The 15,863-nt window shown below is 59.3% G+C and carries 15 protein-coding genes; 8 read left to right on the top strand and 7 right to left on the bottom strand.

The window, feature by feature from the left end; genetic code table 11:
• Nucleotides 1–6 precede the first annotated feature (6 nt).
• Together Mal65_RS22405 and Mal65_RS22410 are read left to right on the top strand one after the other, a co-directional pair.
• Nucleotides 7–1,329: a CNNM domain-containing protein gene (locus Mal65_RS22405; RefSeq protein ID WP_196784382.1), complete on the top strand. Its 1,323-nt coding sequence runs from the start codon at nt 7–9 to the stop codon at nt 1,327–1,329.
• Nucleotides 1,326–2,264: a CNNM domain-containing protein gene (locus tag Mal65_RS22410; protein WP_145302893.1), complete on the top strand. Its 939-nt coding sequence runs from the start codon at nt 1,326–1,328 to the stop codon at nt 2,262–2,264. The genes Mal65_RS22405 and Mal65_RS22410 overlap by 4 nt, the downstream gene beginning before the upstream one ends.
• Here the strand turns inward: Mal65_RS22410 and Mal65_RS22415 are convergent.
• Nucleotides 2,257–2,583 (bottom strand): hypothetical protein, encoded by a 327-nt coding sequence (locus Mal65_RS22415; RefSeq protein WP_145302896.1) that lies wholly within the window; start codon nt 2,581–2,583, stop codon nt 2,257–2,259. The genes Mal65_RS22410 and Mal65_RS22415 overlap by 8 nt on opposite strands.
• 202 nt (nt 2,584–2,785) lie before the next feature.
• Complete coding sequence (locus Mal65_RS22420) at nt 2,786–3,667, bottom strand: tetratricopeptide repeat protein (protein WP_165701461.1); 882 nt, start codon at nt 3,665–3,667, stop codon at nt 2,786–2,788.
• A 210-nt stretch (nt 3,668–3,877) separates the two neighbouring features.
• Between Mal65_RS22420 and Mal65_RS22425 the strand changes: the two genes are divergently transcribed.
• A complete protein-coding gene (locus Mal65_RS22425) occupies nt 3,878–4,303 on the top strand; it encodes a hypothetical protein (protein ID WP_145302902.1) in 426 nt (141 codons plus the stop codon).
• A 55-nt stretch (nt 4,304–4,358) separates the two neighbouring features.
• On the opposite strand, the gene Mal65_RS22430 is transcribed toward Mal65_RS22425, so the two are convergent.
• The 3 genes from Mal65_RS22430 to Mal65_RS22440 form a co-directional block, all read right to left on the bottom strand.
• Complete coding sequence (locus Mal65_RS22430) at nt 4,359–4,853, bottom strand: Fur family transcriptional regulator (protein WP_145302905.1); 495 nt, start codon at nt 4,851–4,853, stop codon at nt 4,359–4,361.
• Between the two features lie 402 nt (nt 4,854–5,255).
• Nucleotides 5,256–5,552 (bottom strand): flagellar biosynthesis anti-sigma factor FlgM, encoded by a 297-nt coding sequence (locus tag Mal65_RS22435; protein WP_145302908.1) that lies wholly within the window; start codon nt 5,550–5,552, stop codon nt 5,256–5,258.
• 458 nt (nt 5,553–6,010) lie between these two features.
• The gene (locus Mal65_RS22440) at nt 6,011–8,158 is read right to left on the bottom strand and encodes a spermidine synthase (RefSeq protein WP_145302912.1); all 2,148 of its coding nucleotides are present in this window, start codon (nt 8,156–8,158) and stop codon (nt 6,011–6,013) included.
• Nucleotides 8,159–8,422: 264 nt separating this feature from the next.
• On the opposite strand from Mal65_RS22440, the gene Mal65_RS22445 reads away from it, so the two are divergent.
• From Mal65_RS22445 to Mal65_RS22455, 3 genes are read left to right on the top strand one after another with little or no spacing between them, the layout of a single operon-like run.
• Complete coding sequence (locus tag Mal65_RS22445) at nt 8,423–9,067, top strand: MotA/TolQ/ExbB proton channel family protein (RefSeq protein WP_145302915.1); 645 nt, start codon at nt 8,423–8,425, stop codon at nt 9,065–9,067.
• Nucleotides 9,064–9,924, top strand: a complete 861-nt coding sequence (locus tag Mal65_RS22450; RefSeq protein ID WP_145302918.1) for a hypothetical protein — start codon at nt 9,064–9,066, stop codon at nt 9,922–9,924. The genes Mal65_RS22445 and Mal65_RS22450 overlap by 4 nt, the downstream gene beginning before the upstream one ends.
• A gap of 24 nt (nt 9,925–9,948) precedes the next feature.
• Nucleotides 9,949–10,488, top strand: coding sequence for a hypothetical protein (locus Mal65_RS22455; protein WP_165701462.1), 540 nt, complete (start codon nt 9,949–9,951; stop codon nt 10,486–10,488).
• Between the two features lie 12 nt (nt 10,489–10,500).
• Here the strand turns inward: Mal65_RS22455 and Mal65_RS22460 are convergent, their stop codons facing one another.
• Nucleotides 10,501–12,672 (bottom strand): RNA polymerase sigma factor, encoded by a 2,172-nt coding sequence (locus tag Mal65_RS22460; RefSeq protein WP_145302924.1) that lies wholly within the window; start codon nt 12,670–12,672, stop codon nt 10,501–10,503.
• Between the two features lie 136 nt (nt 12,673–12,808).
• A complete protein-coding gene (locus tag Mal65_RS22465; protein WP_145305130.1) occupies nt 12,809–14,413 on the bottom strand; it encodes a glycine--tRNA ligase in 1,605 nt (534 codons plus the stop codon).
• A 252-nt stretch (nt 14,414–14,665) separates the two neighbouring features.
• On the opposite strand from Mal65_RS22465, the gene Mal65_RS22470 reads away from it, so the two are divergent.
• Together Mal65_RS22470 and Mal65_RS22475 are read left to right on the top strand one after the other, a co-directional pair.
• The gene (locus Mal65_RS22470) at nt 14,666–15,184 is read left to right on the top strand and encodes a sigma-70 family RNA polymerase sigma factor (protein ID WP_145302927.1); all 519 of its coding nucleotides are present in this window, start codon (nt 14,666–14,668) and stop codon (nt 15,182–15,184) included.
• Nucleotides 15,159–15,821, top strand: coding sequence for a hypothetical protein (locus Mal65_RS22475; protein ID WP_145302930.1), 663 nt, complete (start codon nt 15,159–15,161; stop codon nt 15,819–15,821). The genes Mal65_RS22470 and Mal65_RS22475 overlap by 26 nt, the downstream gene beginning before the upstream one ends.
• The last annotated feature ends 42 nt before the right edge of the window (nt 15,822–15,863 follow it).

Raw genomic sequence — 15,863 nt, forward strand, 5'->3', positions numbered from 1 at the left:
CGCTGCATGGGCACGTTTTGGACGACGCTGCAATCCACCCTGGAGGTGACCGCCGAACGTTGGGGTTGGATCGCCGCCATGATCGCGCTGATCTTGCTGAGCGCTTTCTTTAGCGGCAGCGAAGCCGCCTTGTTTTCGCTACGCGATCGCGACCGCCGCCGATTGCGGATGTCCGGGTTACCCGGTCAGATCGCAGACCGTTTGTTGCAAAACCCCGAACACTTGTTGTCAGCCATTCTGTTTTGGAATTTGCTGATCAACATGACCTACTTTGCCATCGCGGCCATCGTCGGTGGGCAACTGGAAAGCAACGCATCGACCGGTTCGACCGGTGCGGTGTTGTTCACGGTGGGCAGCTTGTTGGCGATCATCTTTCTAAGCGAGATGTTGCCAAAAAGCATCGCGGTCGTTTCCCCGACGCGTTTTTCGATCGTCGTGGCTTTGCCGTTGCAGTGGGCGGTGCGTTTGATCAGCCCTGCCCTGCCCATGATTCGTTCGTCCAACGCAATCGCGCGACGGTTGTTGTGGCCGACCTTTCGCGCCGAGCCCGAGTTGGACCTGACGGATATTGAACGCGCGATCGAACTGGGGACCGACGATGCGGCGCTGCGACGGCGCGAACGCGAGGTCTTGCGACGGTTGGTCAGCCTGTCGGATTTGCGGGCCGATGAATTGATGCGACCACGCGGACGATTGAATCTGATGACGCCGACTGGCAAACGTGAAGTGATTCAAAAATGCGTTGCCGAAGATGGGTATCTGTATTTCGCGGACGAAGACGACGAAGCCATCGTATCGGCGCTGCAATTGCGAACGATGCGTCCGAATCGATGGAAACGCCAAGCACATCATCACGAATTGGCTGCCCAAGCAACCAATGTGATCTACGCGCCGTGGACGGCCAAAATTGCTGCGGTGTTCGACCAATTGGTCACCGAAGAACGAAACGTTGCCGTGATTGTCAACGAGTTCGGTGAATCCATCGGCGTGGTGACGATGGAAGATCTATTGCGTCACATCCTGGGTTCATCCGACGCGGGACCGGGCGGGCTGGCTGAAATTGACGTGATCGGCCCCGACCGTTGGCGTCTGTCCGGATCCGTTCGCCTTCGTTCGCTGGTCGAATTGCTGGGCGTCGACGAACCCGCCGAGCGCGCCGCCACGGTGGCGGGCTATATCCAGCGTTGTAACGAACGTTTGCCGCGTCCGGGTGATTCTGCCGCATTGGATCGTTTCGTGCTGACCGTGTTGTCGGAATCCGACGATGATCTGTTGATCGACGTGTCGGCGGGACGCATCAATGATGACGGGGAGGACGGCACACCGTGATCGCGATCGCATTGTTCTTGGTCGGACTGGCGCTCAGCGCGTTTTTCAGCGGCAGTGAAACGGGGCTGTATCGCGTCTCGCGCACGCGTCTGGTGCTGGACGGTCTGGACGGGTCTTGGTCGGCCCGTTGGATCGTCTGGCTTTTGAATCATCCGGCCATCTTTGTTGCCACCACACTGGTCGGTAACAACGTGGCGAATTACCTGACCAGCGTTGCCGTGGTGATCGCGGTTCAGCATTGGTTCACCGCCAATCCGGCGGCGGAATTGATCGGCCCGATGTTGATGACGCCGATCGTTTTCGTGTTCGGTGAACTGTTGCCGAAGTACCTGTTTTTTCACGCACCGTATCGCCTGTTGATGGCGACCAAGCCGATCTTGATTGCAGCCACCTGCCTGTTTGCACCAGTGTCATGGATGCTGGGGTTGCTGGGCGGGTTGCTGCAACGGGTCACCGGTCAGTTGCCCTTCCAGCTGCGTCTTGCGATGGCACGTCGCGAATTGGATCAAGTTCTGCGTGCGGGTCACGAAGCAGGATTACTGGCCGAAAGCCAGCGGAACTTGGCCGCCAAATTGTTCGAGGTCGGAAACCTGTCGGCCGCCACATTTGGACGATCGCCCGATCGGATTCCACAGGTGACGACGCCGATCGACGTTCCGGCTGCGGCAAAACTAGCCCAGCGCCTGAATGAATCGATCGTCCTGGTCAAAGAAGGCAAAGAATGGCTTGGCTATCTCCGGTTCATCGATTTGGTTTGCGATGAAGGTCCGCCAAGAGTGTTGCCGCTGGTGCGCGGCACGGTCAGTGACAGCCACCTCAAGACGTTGGTCCGCCTGAATGACAAAGCCAGCGGAGTCGCGATCCTGTTGGATTCGCGTGGCAACGCCAAGTCGATCGTGACCCGGCGGCAATTGCTGGCACATTTGATCAGCTGACGCGTTGGTATCCCAGCTGATGCAACACCTTCAACATTTCATCACAGGTGATGTAGCGTCGGTGGTTTTGCAGTTTGTATTGGTCGATCGCCAGGGCCAATTCACGGCCTTCCTGTGACAGTTCTGCGTGGGAACTGCCGAACTGTCGCCGCTCGTTATGGCCGCCGCGACCACCGGAACCCTGACGTCGGTCGATAAACCCGGGCTTGTGGGATTCAACGTTCTCGTTGGTGGCGGTCGTTTTCGATGCCGCGCCGCCGATGATGAACTGAGATCCCGCTTCGGGATCGGCGGTCGACGGTATCGCTGGTAAATGCATGGCAATGACTGCGTCAAAAGTGGGCCGGTGATTCGAACTATCGAAAACCTAGAACGGAAATCGACAGTCGGTCGTCTTCCCCAGGTCGTTTTGCCCGCAATCACCGGTCCGATGATTCAGGTCGCAACGATTGGGTCACCCCTTGGGTTGCCAACACGCGACAAATGATCGCATTGATCCATGCCGATGGTGGAATTGCGTCCTACCGCATCTCGGTCGCGGACGACTCGTTGAAAACCGCCGCCAAACTGGGATGCTGGAATTCTCGCAGCACGTCTTCGTCCCGCCGCAGTGATGGATTCAGTCGCAACGATTCGGCCAGAGCCTGTCGTGCCCGCTCCAAATCGCCCACGCGGACCGACTGGGACGCCAACAACAAATACGCGGCGTGGTTGCTGTCGTCTTTTTGAACCGCCGCGACGAAGCATCGCTGGGCTTCCCAGGGTCGGCCGAGCTGTCGCAGTGCGATGCCCCGCAACACATCGGCGCGGGCGGGTGTCTGTGTTTCCCCCACGTGATCCCGCATGCGATCCATCGACGCCAGCAACCGGTCATAGCGGCCCTGTCGGTGATAGACCTCCGCCGCTTTCAACAGCGCGGCCGACAAGTCCGGCTGGATTGCCAACGCCCGGTGGTAGGCCGACAACGATTCATCCCACTGTTGCCGTGCCGCCAAGCAGTCGCCGCGAAGCACCCAATTTTCCGCCGAATTTCGGTTGGCCGCCAACGCCTGTTCGCACCTTCGGTCGGCCGCATCCAGACGCCCCAGTTCCAAATCCATTCGTCCCAGACGACTGAGCAGCATCGGATCATCGGCGCTCAGCCGGACGGCCTGTTCCATGTGCTGCAGGGCTTCTTCGTATTCGCCTCGCTGCCACAAAGCTTCGGCCAGGCCCCAGTGCGCACGATCGTCGTCGTCGCTGACGTTCAGTGCGGCGGCAAACTTGGCCTCCGCGGCATCCCAGTTCCCGTCGTACATCCATCGCTGGCCTTCGCGGGACAGCTTGCGAGCTTCGATGGCGGGCCGGTTTTGGCGCAGATGACCGATCGCCCGACAGCCCTGTGATGCGATCGCCAGGGCCACGACGACGCAGCAAAAGGGATGGCAGATTCGCACGAAACCAATTTCACCTGAATAGCGACGGAGGCATGCATGGTGCTAACAAGAATCGTGCGGCTGATGCAATCGGAGTTCGTTTGTTAGGATCGCCCGTCGCCCGATGTACCCGAGGTCGCCCACCTGACGCGGGTCGCACATCTTTGACTCGAGCCCGTCCACGCTTTCCCCCGACCCATGCCTGCGGAATTTAACGATCACGGCCTGCGATTCATGTACCCCGACAACTGGACGGTGGCACAGGATGACGGCAGCAATGACGCCCAGGGTGTCACTCTGGAATTGCCCAATGGTGGCTTCTTGGCCGTCGAGTGGACGGACCCGGCTTTGACCGATGCCCAGGTCTTGGCCCAAGTCGGCCAGGCGATGGCGGCGGAATACGAAGAGTTGGAATCGGAATCCGTCGACAGCGCGGATCCAGCCGCACCACCCACGATGGAGTTCCGCTTCTATTACTTGGATCTGCTGATCCAGTCCCGTGTGGTGCTGCTAAGCAGCCGGCAGCGACGCATGCTGGTTCAAATCCAGGCAGAAGACCGCGACTTCATCGCCAACGAACAAGTCTTTCAAGCAATCCTGGTCCAGTTGCAAAACCAAGACTGAACCGCGTCCCACCGAACATTCCAGATCGCTGACACCTGGATAAACATGACCACCGCTAAACCAGGTCCTGTTTGCGCTTCTTGCGACGCGTTTGTGAACACTTTTGGCAAACGCCCTGAATGATCAAACGGTGTCCGGTCACGCGAAACCCCTGGTCCGCCGCCACGCGATCCCGCAACGCGATCAGTTCATCGCTGGTGAATTCGAACAGTTCCTGACACCGGGTGCAGTACAGGTGGTCGTGCTGGGGATAGCCGTAATCGTGTTCGTAGACCGTCCGGCCTTCCAGCTGAAAACTCTTCAGCAGCCCCGCATCGACGAATTCACGAAGCGTCCGGTACACGGTCGCGGAACTGACGTAATTGGGGCTTCCCCGACGCGGCAATCGCTCGATCAATTCGTCAGCGTCAAAGTGCTCGTGCTGATTGAACACTTCGTCGATCAAGAACTTTCGCTGCTCCGTCTGACGCAATCCCTTGGCCTGCAAGTATTCCTGAAACCGTTCCTGGGGCGAAAGCGACGTCGCCAGAGGTTGCAAGGATGAGGCCATGTTGAATGCTCGGGGGCCAGCGGGGGATCACGAATACGGGTTGCCGGCCGCACGCCCGCACGGGGACCATCGGGCGATGCCCGGGCGGTAACCCGACGGGACGATCAACAAGCAGACAAGCAGTACAGAACAGACGAAGCGGCCGCCCCGTGCCCACCGTCGGATCCAGAACCATCCCGGAACCGACACCGTGAACGGATCGATGCACGCCGTCTATCCCCATCGTGTGCCATCGAGCGGAATTTCGCAACGGATCCGGCACGGGCAACGACGTTTTGACGCAGATGCCTGGCCATCAAAAGACCGCTTGGATGCCTCGAGAACAACACGGTTGTCGATTTTGGGTGCCCCACACCCGGGCGTCGCGTTTGTGAAACAGCGGTCGATCAGGTCGCCCCAGCCTTAGGCGTATTGATCCAAGAATCGGTCCAACGCCGCGTCCATTTTTTCCGGCGTGTCATAGCTGCCGCTGGCGATCTGTCGCCGAATTTCGGCCACACGATCGACGCGAATGTCGCTTTCGGTGGACGGGCTGGTGATGCCGGACAGACGATTTGCGGCGGTCGCCGCACTGGACAGATCCAATTGATCGACCGATGAAGCGGCTGGTTTTTCAGCCGGAGCGGCGGGCTTGGCCGTTCGCGAATTTGGACCGACCGGCTGCTGTGTCGATACTCGATAAGGACCGTAAATCTGCATCGGATGGATTGCTCCCCATGCGGGTTTGGACGTCGTCGGGGTTGATGGAAAAACCGCGCGAGACTTCTCACGCTTATTTTTCACTACACAAACGACAGGGACGGGCAACGTGGACCGTGCGACCAGCACCCCAAACGTGGACTTCCTCCGGAAGTTTCACGAGGTGATCGTGCACACAGTTTTCGGGTCGGCCCGCGCTGCATTCCTTGTCCCAGGATGCAATCCGTCAGCCTTGAAGAGAGACTTCGACAGCGCAGAAAGGCGAAAACATTTGTTTCATCGGCCTTCCAACGTCTTCGCTTCAGTCGAATCTGCTTTCACAGCTCGAATCCATCCGAGACAACATTGGCACCTTAGCGTCACCAGGATGTCGGTCGCAAGAGCGATGTTCTTGAATCCAAACGTGATGATCGAGCGATTTTTTTAACGCCATTTTTGGCGGTATTCAAATCAGACCGTCACCACAGCCGCAGGACGCTGGCCAGGTTGTGGTGCTGGTCAGTCCACAGCGGCCCCCGGCGACGGGTCTGCGAAGCAACCGGCGGATACTCGGCCAGTGGCCCCGTTTGCCACCACAGGGATTGTGGCGCCGCCAGGATCATCCACCGGGCCCGGCAAACCGCAGCTTCGGCGTCGCGTTCGCTTTCGACCAGTCGGCTGTCCAGATTGACCGACTGGGCCAATCGATGAACCAGCGGCACCAAGTCCAAATGATTGTTCGAGACGTGAACCGCGATCACACCGTCGGTCGCCAGTCGATCCCGATACAACTCCATGGCTTCCCGCGTCAACAGGTGTGCGGGGATCGCATCGCTGCTGAAGGCGTCCAGAACTAATAGATCAAACTTTGCATCCGTCAAACGCTCCAACACCAACCGACCGTCACCGACGTGGATCTGCTGTCGGGCTGCACCGTCCTTCAGAAATGAAAAATGCGAATCCGCGATGTCGACGACGTCTTGGTTGATCTCGACATAATCGAAATGGTCGTCCGGTCTGCCATAGGTCGCCAAAACACCGCATCCCAGTCCGACGACACCGACACGCATTTCACGATTGCGATCCTGCATCGCGGCAATCGTTCGTCCGACGCCACTTTCATAGCCGTAATAGCTGGTGGGTGACGTCCGGCGGTCGCCCGACAACTGGATCCCGTGAACCGTGCGTCCGTGGATCAATTTGGTCTGCCCCGCATCGCGGGTGACTTTCAATACGCCAAAAAAGTTGCGACGACTGGTCAGCAATTCGTCCTGCGTGGTCGTCAATCCAATCAAACACGGGATCAACATCGCCGCAGCCAACCCCCAGCGATAACGACGCAATTGAGCCCATCGGTACAACGAATGTCCGGCCGTCGATTCAGCCGATCCCCAGTGGGTGCAAGCCACAAAGAAGGCAAACGCAACCACGGCGCTGACGCCCAACCACAACGGCAATTCCAGATAGTTGCGAAACGCCAACGGACAGATCACCGCAACCAGAACGCCCCCGATCGCTCCACCGCCGGACAGGCACAAATAGAACGTGGTCAATCGTTCGGCCGACGGTTTGGAACGCGCCGCTTCACCGTGGCACAGCAGACAAATGCCCAACAGCAAACCGAAATAGCCGACCGCTTCGGTGACCAGTTTTGCTCCCGATGGCAACACACAGTGGATCTGTGTCAGCATGACGCACAACAACGTCGCTGCGGCAATCCACTTGGGACGATACCACCGCGGTGAATCAAAACAAATGATGAAACTCAGCAGGTACAAACTCAGCGGCAGCACCCATAAAAACGGGATCACCGCGATGTCCTGGCAAACATGATTGGTCACGATCAATAGCCCCGCTGACGCGAAGGCAGGCAATCCCAGCCACAACGCATATTGGGCACAGACGTTTTCCTGGGGACTTTCGTTTTTGGATGCCAGATCCTCCGGTGCATCCGCCTGTGACGCGATCCCCGACAATCGCAACAACCAGATTGCCAAATAGCCTTCGGCGATAACGAATCCACAAAACAACATGGACCAGGTCGCCGACTGGCCTGTCAGGGAAACGAACGGTTCGATCAGGAACGGATAGCTGAGCAATGCCGACAGCGAACCGACATTGGACAATGCGTACAATCGATAGACGCGATCGGTTCGGTCTCGATAGCTGAACCAGGACTGGACCAACGGCCCGGTGGCCGACAACACGAAATAGGGCAAACCCACGTGGGTGACCAATAACATCAATAGATAGATCGTCGGGTTTTCGTTCCCCCGTGGCTTCCAGATTTCGTCAGGCTGGATCGGCAAGAACAGCGTCGCCGCGGCCAGCATGACCAAATGGATGCCGCCTTGCACCGCCGGCGAAAACCAGCAACGCAACAGGTGCGCGTACGCATAGCCGGCGAACAGGACGATCTGAAAGAACAACATGCACGTCGTCCAAACCGCCGGCGTGCCCCCGAACCAGGGCAGCACACACTTGCTGATGACGGGCTGGACCTGAAAAACCAAAAACGCCGACAACAAAATCGTCAACGCAAACCATGCGATCGGTGGCGACGTTGCCGCCTCTGCATGGGAGTCGGATCGGTTGGGATTTGCGGGTTGTGCGGCCGCGTCAGTCATGTCGAACACCGGAATGTGGCACGGTTTTTGCCAAACCTTAGGTCACCAAATGGACCACGCCCGACTGCCCCGCCGATCTGCTTGTGGACGAAACTGGTCGCCGGATCCGAATGGACCCGATCGCCCGAGGGCTGCTAGCATACGACCACGAGGCCGATCGACCGCGGATTGCCGGCGGCATCGGTGTTTTTGGACGAACGCGGACGAAACGGACAACGCCCGCGACATGATGATTGACGCCCGACCGCCGCTTGGAATCCGTCAGTGCTTGAACAAGTCTCCGAATTTTCCACGCATGCGATCGCCGTGGTGGCTCTATTGCACACCCTGGCCTTCATCTACCTGGCAGGTTGGGCGCGTAAGGACCGCCACGACATTACCACCACCCTGACGCAATTCACCGATGGCCTGCCGCACCGCAGCCAGATGGACTGGAACGCGCATCCGTCGGATCGGATCGAGGGCTTTTTGGCCGACATCGATGACGTTTTGGCCGAGCCACCGGGATCCCCCGGTCGCAAACTGCTGCACCAGCGGATGAAGATCCTGGACGAACGTCGGCGTTATCTGCAATCGATGCGATTCGACACGGTTTGGAACGTCGCCCGGACAATGATCGAAGCCTATCCGCTAGCCGGTGTCCTGGGGACCATTTGCGCAATCGGCGCGGCACTGGCCGGCGGTGATACCGCCAGCGTCGGGGACATCGTCGGCCGTTTCGGCGATGCGATCTGGAGCACGTTTGCGGGACTGGTCTCGGCCATCCTGCTGATGTTCATCCACAGCATGTTGGAACCCGGTTTCAGCCGATTGTCGGAAAACCGACGCCACGTTCGTGACACGGTTGCCAAAGCGAAACGCGAACTTGCCAGCAACGGCGAAGTGCGGGATGCCGAGGCGCTGGTATGACCGACACTGCGACGTCGCACCGTCCCGGCCGACGATTTGGGATCCAGTTGGCTCCGCTGGTGGACCTGTTGCTGATCGTCGTCTTTGCACAGTTCATGGACGTCCGCCAAACTGCCAACGAGCAACGCGTCGCTGCACAGCAATCCGTCACACAGTTACAGCGTCAGCGCGAGGCTGCGGAACAACGGGCTGACGCGGCCCAACAGGAACAACAAGCCGCTCGGCAGGCCGCACAGCGTCAGGCCATGCGGACACGCCAAGCAATGTCGACCATCGCCCAGGCATTCGATCTGCCCCTGCCGACGCTGAAGCGGCTGAACGAAATGGTCGGCGACGAAGACGACGGATCGGCCGAAGTCGTGCGAGCGATGTCAGAACAGGTCGCACAGGCATCGCCCGAGGAGGTCGTTCGATTCTTGGTCGGACACGCCGAACTTCTAAAGCGTGCGGAGATCTGGCACGTGCACGCCGATCCGAACCGCCGCGTCTTGCTGGGCACCGGCGACCGCGGCCTGTCGATCCGTCTGGAACGACGCGGCCAAGACAACCGGACCGACGAAATGGAAGACCAACTGTTCGCCGCGTATAAACAGTTACCCCAGCCCAAGGGTTTGGTCGTCATCCTGGTGTCGTATTCCCCCGAGGCGGTGGCGGGAGTCTATCAGCCGATGATCGATGCCCTGCCCCACGCGCTGGAAAGAATGCGGACGGATCTGCCGGCAACGCGTTTTGAATACACGGTCCTGGGCGCGACACCTTTGCCCGATGTGATCGCCAAGCAGACCGACACGCTGATCCCGCTGGCGGATTCCACCGACACGCCATCGGTCGATGCATCCAACGAGACAACCGATTAAACCACCCTTTACTCTGGTCATCCCATGCGTTCCATGTTCAAAACCAAACGGCTTCTTCCGATCGCCGCCATCGGCGGGATTTTGGCATTCATCGCGGGCCAGTTCTTTTCCATCAACGTCGGTGTCAATCAATCGGAAACCAGCGTGGTCAGTCCGGATGCCGAACCGTCAGACGAAACATCCGTCGATGCACCAGCGATGGTTCAATCGGGCGGCGAAAGCTCGATGATCGAAGATGCCAAATTGTGGCTGATCGATGTGCTGATTGACGGCACCGATTACAGCGTCCAGCGGGTCACCGAGTCCAATGTCGGGGACGATTCACCGGCAAGACAATCGATGTCGCTCGACCAAATCGTCCAAGCCGCAGGGCAGGCCGAAGGCGATGCCAGCGGTACCCGTGTTCGCATCAGCCGAACCCCCGAAGCGGTCGCCTCGGCGGAAAAGAAACTGACCACCGCCCTTCACGACGCGGGGATCGCTGACGACGCGGTCGAAACGCGACAACGGCTGGTCGAAGATAAATCGACAAACGGCGATCCGGTGCGGGCGACCGAGGGTTGATGCTGGAGACGATCAGCCGCACGTTGACTCCGGTGCAATTGATCGTGTGACCGATGTCTGCGTTAACACCAATGCCAAGATTGCTAGGGCGACGTATCCAATCTGGCTGAGCCCCAGGTAAGCCCACCAACTGAAACCGCCGGAACGTTCCCAGCCATCGATCGAATGACTCATCCCTAGTGCGGTGGTGGTCGCCAAATCTGCCGCAAGGATTGAAACCGCAAACGCTCGTCCCAGCCGCTGCGTAGGCCAGTCGTATCGCGCCGTCCAAAACGACACTGCAGCGGCCGCCAAATACAGTATCAATCCGGCGGTAGCCGTCGCTATCGAAGCGACGTCAAAACCAATTCCGACCACCCAAACGCTGCAACCGATGAGTGATCCATAAAAGGCCAGCGCGTCGTTGATCGTCGAAGCAACCGCGGGGTGTTTTGAATCGATTCGACCGGTCAAAACCGCCTGACGCATGGCCAGTCGCCAAGCAATGACCTTGAGCAAGACCAACGCAAACAAGATTCCGCCGCCGGTAAGCAGCAAAACGTCGGCCCAGGGCGTCGGCAGCCCGTTTTCGGTCCAGCGTCGCCACATCTCAAGACGTTCCAAGTCCGCCCCACCGGCCTCCGTGCTTTCGTCAAGCCTCGCCTTCGCTTGACCGGCCGACCATGCCACCCCGCCAATCGCCGCATGGCTGGCAAAGGCCGCACCTCCCAGCGCGGCTTTGCCGATCGCCAGCCCGCCCAAACTGTACCAACCGACCGCGATACCACCGATCGCGATCCCTCCAAACGCCAGCCCAGCGATGCTGAGTATCGCCACGCCCAGTCCGCCCAAATGGATCACCCCGATCCCGAATCCGCCAATCGTCAGCCCCCCAAAACACCACCCGCCGCAGGCGATCAAGCCACGTGCCCGGTTTCCGATGGCAATCAGCCATCCGTCAGCGCGATCGCCGACCGCGATCCAACCTTTGGCGACGTCCGTTGGGGCAACCCGCCCATCGTGGGATACCGGGCCGAATCGAACATCGACCCATGGCCGACCCGCAAACCTATTCCGAGTGGACCAGTGAAACTCTGCACGGCGGATCCCCGCCAGACGTCGTGACGCGACGGGATCCATTGCCCGACCTTCGCTGCGCGCGATATCACCCAGTTGCCGAAAACGACGCGCGCCCCACCAAGACGCTGCAAAAAACAATAGCTGCATCGTAAGAATGAGACCCAACAACGCAATTGCGTATCGTCCATCGTCCATCGGCACAGGTCCCGAACGTTGCCCCACCAGCCACATCAGCATGGCCGCACATACGACCAAAGCAAACACGGACAGCAGTAAAAAGCGAACGATCAGAAGTTTCTGTGTTGTGTAGGGTGCATTGCGGTAACTGACCCAAGCGCCGAAGGCGCCACCGGCCAAGCCGCCGAACAACCCAAAGATCGCACCGGAGATTGTCGTTCCGGTGCCTAGAACCTTGGCCGATGTGGCCGCCACACCGACAGCGGACGATTTCCCAGCCGCTATCCCCGCGACACCCGCCGCAACATTACCGGGCAGACTGCCCAACACTGCGGCCAGAAACACCACACCCGGCGTCGTCCCGCGCAGAGTCCGATCGATGACGGATTCGACTTCGTGTCGCAGCATTTTGCGGCCCCGAGCCAACCTCTGACGCACTGCGGCCTGCGACAAATCCAATGCCGCCGCTACCTCCGAAACGGACTTCCCGCCGCGATAGTACAACACCAGCGTTTCGCGATACTTGGACGGGAGCGCATCCAAACTTGCCCAAACGACCGCCTGGCGTTCGTCATCCGACACGGGATCATGTTTTTCGCCTCCGTCGGCAATTTCCGGCGGCATCCTCTCGGCCGCATGCACATCGGTCGCGCGGCGACGGCGACGCACCGCATCAACCGCACGGTGCCGGGCGATCGAGCAGACCCAAGCGGCGAATCGCGACGCATCTGACAATTCGGACAGTTTCTGCCAGGCCTCCAGAAACACCTCCTGCCCCACGTCTTCGCTGTGGGCAAAGTCGCCGACAATGCTATACGCCACGCCGGTCACCATTGCGGCGTGGCGTTGGACCAAGACGCCGAATGCGGACCGATCACCCTGGCGAGCCGAGACGACCAATTGGTCGACGGTCAAAGATTGCAGGGTCGTGTCAGGATTGATTGTCACGGTCAAAACACCCGAGAAAGCGGACCAAGCAGCTGGCAGGATTCATTGTCTGCCTATAGGTCGTATCTCGGGCGACCAACGTGACAAAAGTTTTCTCGAAAATCGCCCGGCGTGTTGTTCGTTACGCCACGTCGAATCAGCCGTCGATCTTCTTGGTCAACGTGTCGACGACGTCATCCAGTTTGACGCGGATCTGTTCCAAGCTATCGCGGTCGCGAATCGTCACGGTTTGATCGCTGACCGTGTCGCCGTCGATCGTGATGCAGTAGGGCGTTCCGGCTTCGTCTTGACGCCGGTAACGACGCCCGACCGCGCCTTTGTCGTCGTAGAACACGTTGAAGTGTTTCTTCAGTTCGCCATACAAGTCCTGCGCGATCTCGGGCATCCCGTCCTTTTTGACCAACGGAAAGACGGCCGCTTTGACCGGCGCCAACCTGGGATGCAACTTCATCACCGTGCGTGTTTGCAGATTGCCCTTTTCGTCGGGCTGTTGGTCTTCGGTGTACGCTTCGCACAAGAACGCCAGCACGCCGCGATCGGCACCAGCGGACGGTTCGATCACGTGCGGGATGAATTTTTCGTTCGTCGCTTCGTCACGATAGGTCAGGTCTTTGCCGCTGCCGCGATACTTGGGCTTTCCATGTTCATTCAATTCGACGGTCATGGGATTGGTCGCCGGATCCAACTTGCCTTCCATGTGGCTGCGAAGGTCGAAATCGCCACGGTGGGCGATGCCTTCCAATTCGCCGAATTCGCCCGGCGGCAAGAACGGGAATGCGTATTCGATGTCCGCGGTACCGACGCTGTAGTGAGCCAATTCCTCCGGATCGTGCTCGCGCATGATCAGCGATTCCGATCCCATGCCCAGCGACAGATACCAGTTCATGCGGCGATCCCGCCAATAGCGATACCATTGTTGTGACTGGTCGGGGTGACAGAAGAACTCGATTTCCATCTGTTCGAATTCACGACTGCGGAACGTAAAGTTTCGCGGCGTGATTTCGTTGCGGAACGACTTGCCGACTTGGCCGATGCCGAAGGGCACTTTCACCCGGCTGCTGTCCAACACGTTCTTGAAATTGACAAAGATGCCCTGGGCCGTTTCGGGTCGCAGGAACGTCACATCGTCCTCGCCGCCCAAGGCCCCCAGTGTCGTCTTGAACATCAAGTTGAATTCACGCGGCTCGGTCAGCGTGCCCAGGGTCTTCGCGTCTGGTCCCAGGACGTTTTCCGTATTGTCCAGCTTGTCGATCGTGATTGATTCGCCGCCGACGGTGATCTTGTCCGCGTCCTTGTTCCGCAGCTTGAAGAACTTCATGCCGCGGCGGCGGATGTCATCTTCTTCCTGTTCCGCTTCGGCCAAGGTGGAAACGAAGATCGTCCGATCTTGGTAGGTGACCTCGCGACCGCGAACCTGGTCAAAGCGGTACCGTTTTTTGGATTCACGACAGTCCACCATGTGATCGTGGAACAGATCGTAGTGGCCGCTGTTCTTCCACACCTGCGGGTGCATGATGATCGTGCAATCCAGACCGACCATTTCATAGGTCGACGGCGCACCGGCGGGCTGCTTCAGCTCGTTGTGGCCGCAAATCATGTCCTGCCACCAAGCTTCCTTCAGGTTCCGCTTCAGATCGACGCCCAGCGGTCCATAGTCCCAAAATCCTTGGACGCCGCCATAGATTTCACTGGACTGGAACAGGAACCCGCGTCGCTTGCAAAGCGAAACGATTTTGTCCATCGACTTGGTTTGCGGGGCGTTGGTTTCAGGGGCGTTTGCTTCGGTCATCGGTGGGTATTGGGGGATGGTCGACAAATCAGATGACAAAGGGAAGTCGCCTATCATGACCGCACGGTCCGTTTCGTCCCAGACCAGGCGGAACCCCGACGAGGCGGGAAATCTTCGTTTCTTGGCAACGTTTTTTGGGACAAGCGGGCTTTGGCGGCATCCTTGGGGTGCCCCCGACGACAAAACGCTTGTGGAAAAAGACGTTTGGACGCTGAACAAATATGCCGGATTTGGGACACGCACCGTGATCGGCTGATGCTGATCGCTCGTGCGATGGATCCGCTGGTCAGCGACGGCGGCGCCGATGACGCGGTCCAGGAAGCGTTCATCGAACTGGCCAAACGCGGACAACCGCCCGACGACCCGGTGGCGTGGATGGCCCGAATCATTCGCAATCGCCTGCTGATGTGGCGACGCGGCCGACAAAGACGTCGTGAAAGAGAAAACGACTATGCCCGCATGACGTGGCTGGTCCACCGCGACGATTCCGTGGCGATTGATATCGATCCCCGACAACTGACCGATGCCCTGCGGACGATGCCCGATGACCAACGTCAAGTGATCGTCATGCGATGGTGGGGCGACATGACGTTTCGACAAATCGCAGGCGTGCTGGGTCAATCACGCAGCCGCACGCATCGACAGTACCAGCACGGCATCGCACACCTAAGAACCCTTTTGGCCCCGGAGACACCACGTGAACCATCCCGCTGCATCCGATGACGAACGCGATTTCGCACGCGTGTTGCGCCAAAGCTTTGCCCCCCTGCCCCGCCCCGATGGCGAAAGCCGACGCCTGTATCAGATCGGTTTCGAAGCGGGTCGCGCCTCGGTGTCCGGCGCTTTCCCGGTGAAGGATTCGCATCGCCCGGTTATCCGGCGCATTGCGGTGGCCGCGTCTTGGCTGGCCGTTGTAGTGGGCGCGTTCGCGGCCGGGCAGTGGCGTGGCAACGCCGATGCCGTTCGTGGTGTTCCCACAATGCAAAACGCCCAGATCGCGCCACCCACCAATGCCTCCGATGGGTCGTCCCGCCCCGGACGCCAGGTCGTTTCGACGGAAACGGTCAGCGACACCGGCAACCGCCCGGTCATCGCCGGATCGAATACCGGATGGATGTTTTCGGATTCGATTCGCTTGGCGTCGACGATGCAAACCGGCCACAGCCGGTTGAACCTTTCTCGATTGGATGATCCGCAAGCCATGTTGGCACCACGGGGCGCAGTGTCATCCAAAGACGTCCGCTTTACCAGCAGTGGTCAAGTTCCCCGCGGCGAATCGGTCAACCGGCCGGCCGCGAACCTGCGTGTCGTCGACGGCCTGACGCGAGTGTTGGACTTCGCCGGTCGGACGGCCGATTGACCGAACCGCCGATTGACCGAGCCGCCAATTTGACTGCGCATG

The organism is Crateriforma conspicua, assembly GCF_007752935.1.
GTDB lineage: Bacteria > Planctomycetota > Planctomycetia > Pirellulales > Pirellulaceae > Crateriforma > Crateriforma conspicua.

Excerpts from the sequence above, each read along its gene's own strand:
- Mal65_RS22430 (WP_145302905.1), bottom strand. The coding sequence starts at position 4,853 with ATGGCCTCATCCTTGCAACCTCTGGCGACGTCGCTTTCGCCCCAGGAA.
- Mal65_RS22465 (WP_145305130.1), bottom strand. The coding sequence starts at position 14,413 with ATGGACAAAATCGTTTCGCTTTGCAAGCGACGCGGGTTCCTGTTCCAG.
- Mal65_RS22440 (WP_145302912.1), bottom strand. The coding sequence starts at position 8,158 with ATGACTGACGCGGCCGCACAACCCGCAAATCCCAACCGATCCGACTCC.
- Mal65_RS22450 (WP_145302918.1), top strand. The coding sequence starts at position 9,064 with ATGACCGACACTGCGACGTCGCACCGTCCCGGCCGACGATTTGGGATC.
- Mal65_RS22415 (WP_145302896.1), bottom strand. The coding sequence starts at position 2,583 with ATGCATTTACCAGCGATACCGTCGACCGCCGATCCCGAAGCGGGATCT.
- Mal65_RS22425 (WP_145302902.1), top strand. The coding sequence starts at position 3,878 with ATGCCTGCGGAATTTAACGATCACGGCCTGCGATTCATGTACCCCGAC.
- Mal65_RS22455 (WP_165701462.1), top strand. The coding sequence starts at position 9,949 with ATGCGTTCCATGTTCAAAACCAAACGGCTTCTTCCGATCGCCGCCATC.
- Mal65_RS22435 (WP_145302908.1), bottom strand. The coding sequence starts at position 5,552 with ATGCAGATTTACGGTCCTTATCGAGTATCGACACAGCAGCCGGTCGGT.
- Mal65_RS22405 (WP_196784382.1), top strand. The coding sequence starts at position 7 with ATGGGCACGTTTTGGACGACGCTGCAATCCACCCTGGAGGTGACCGCC.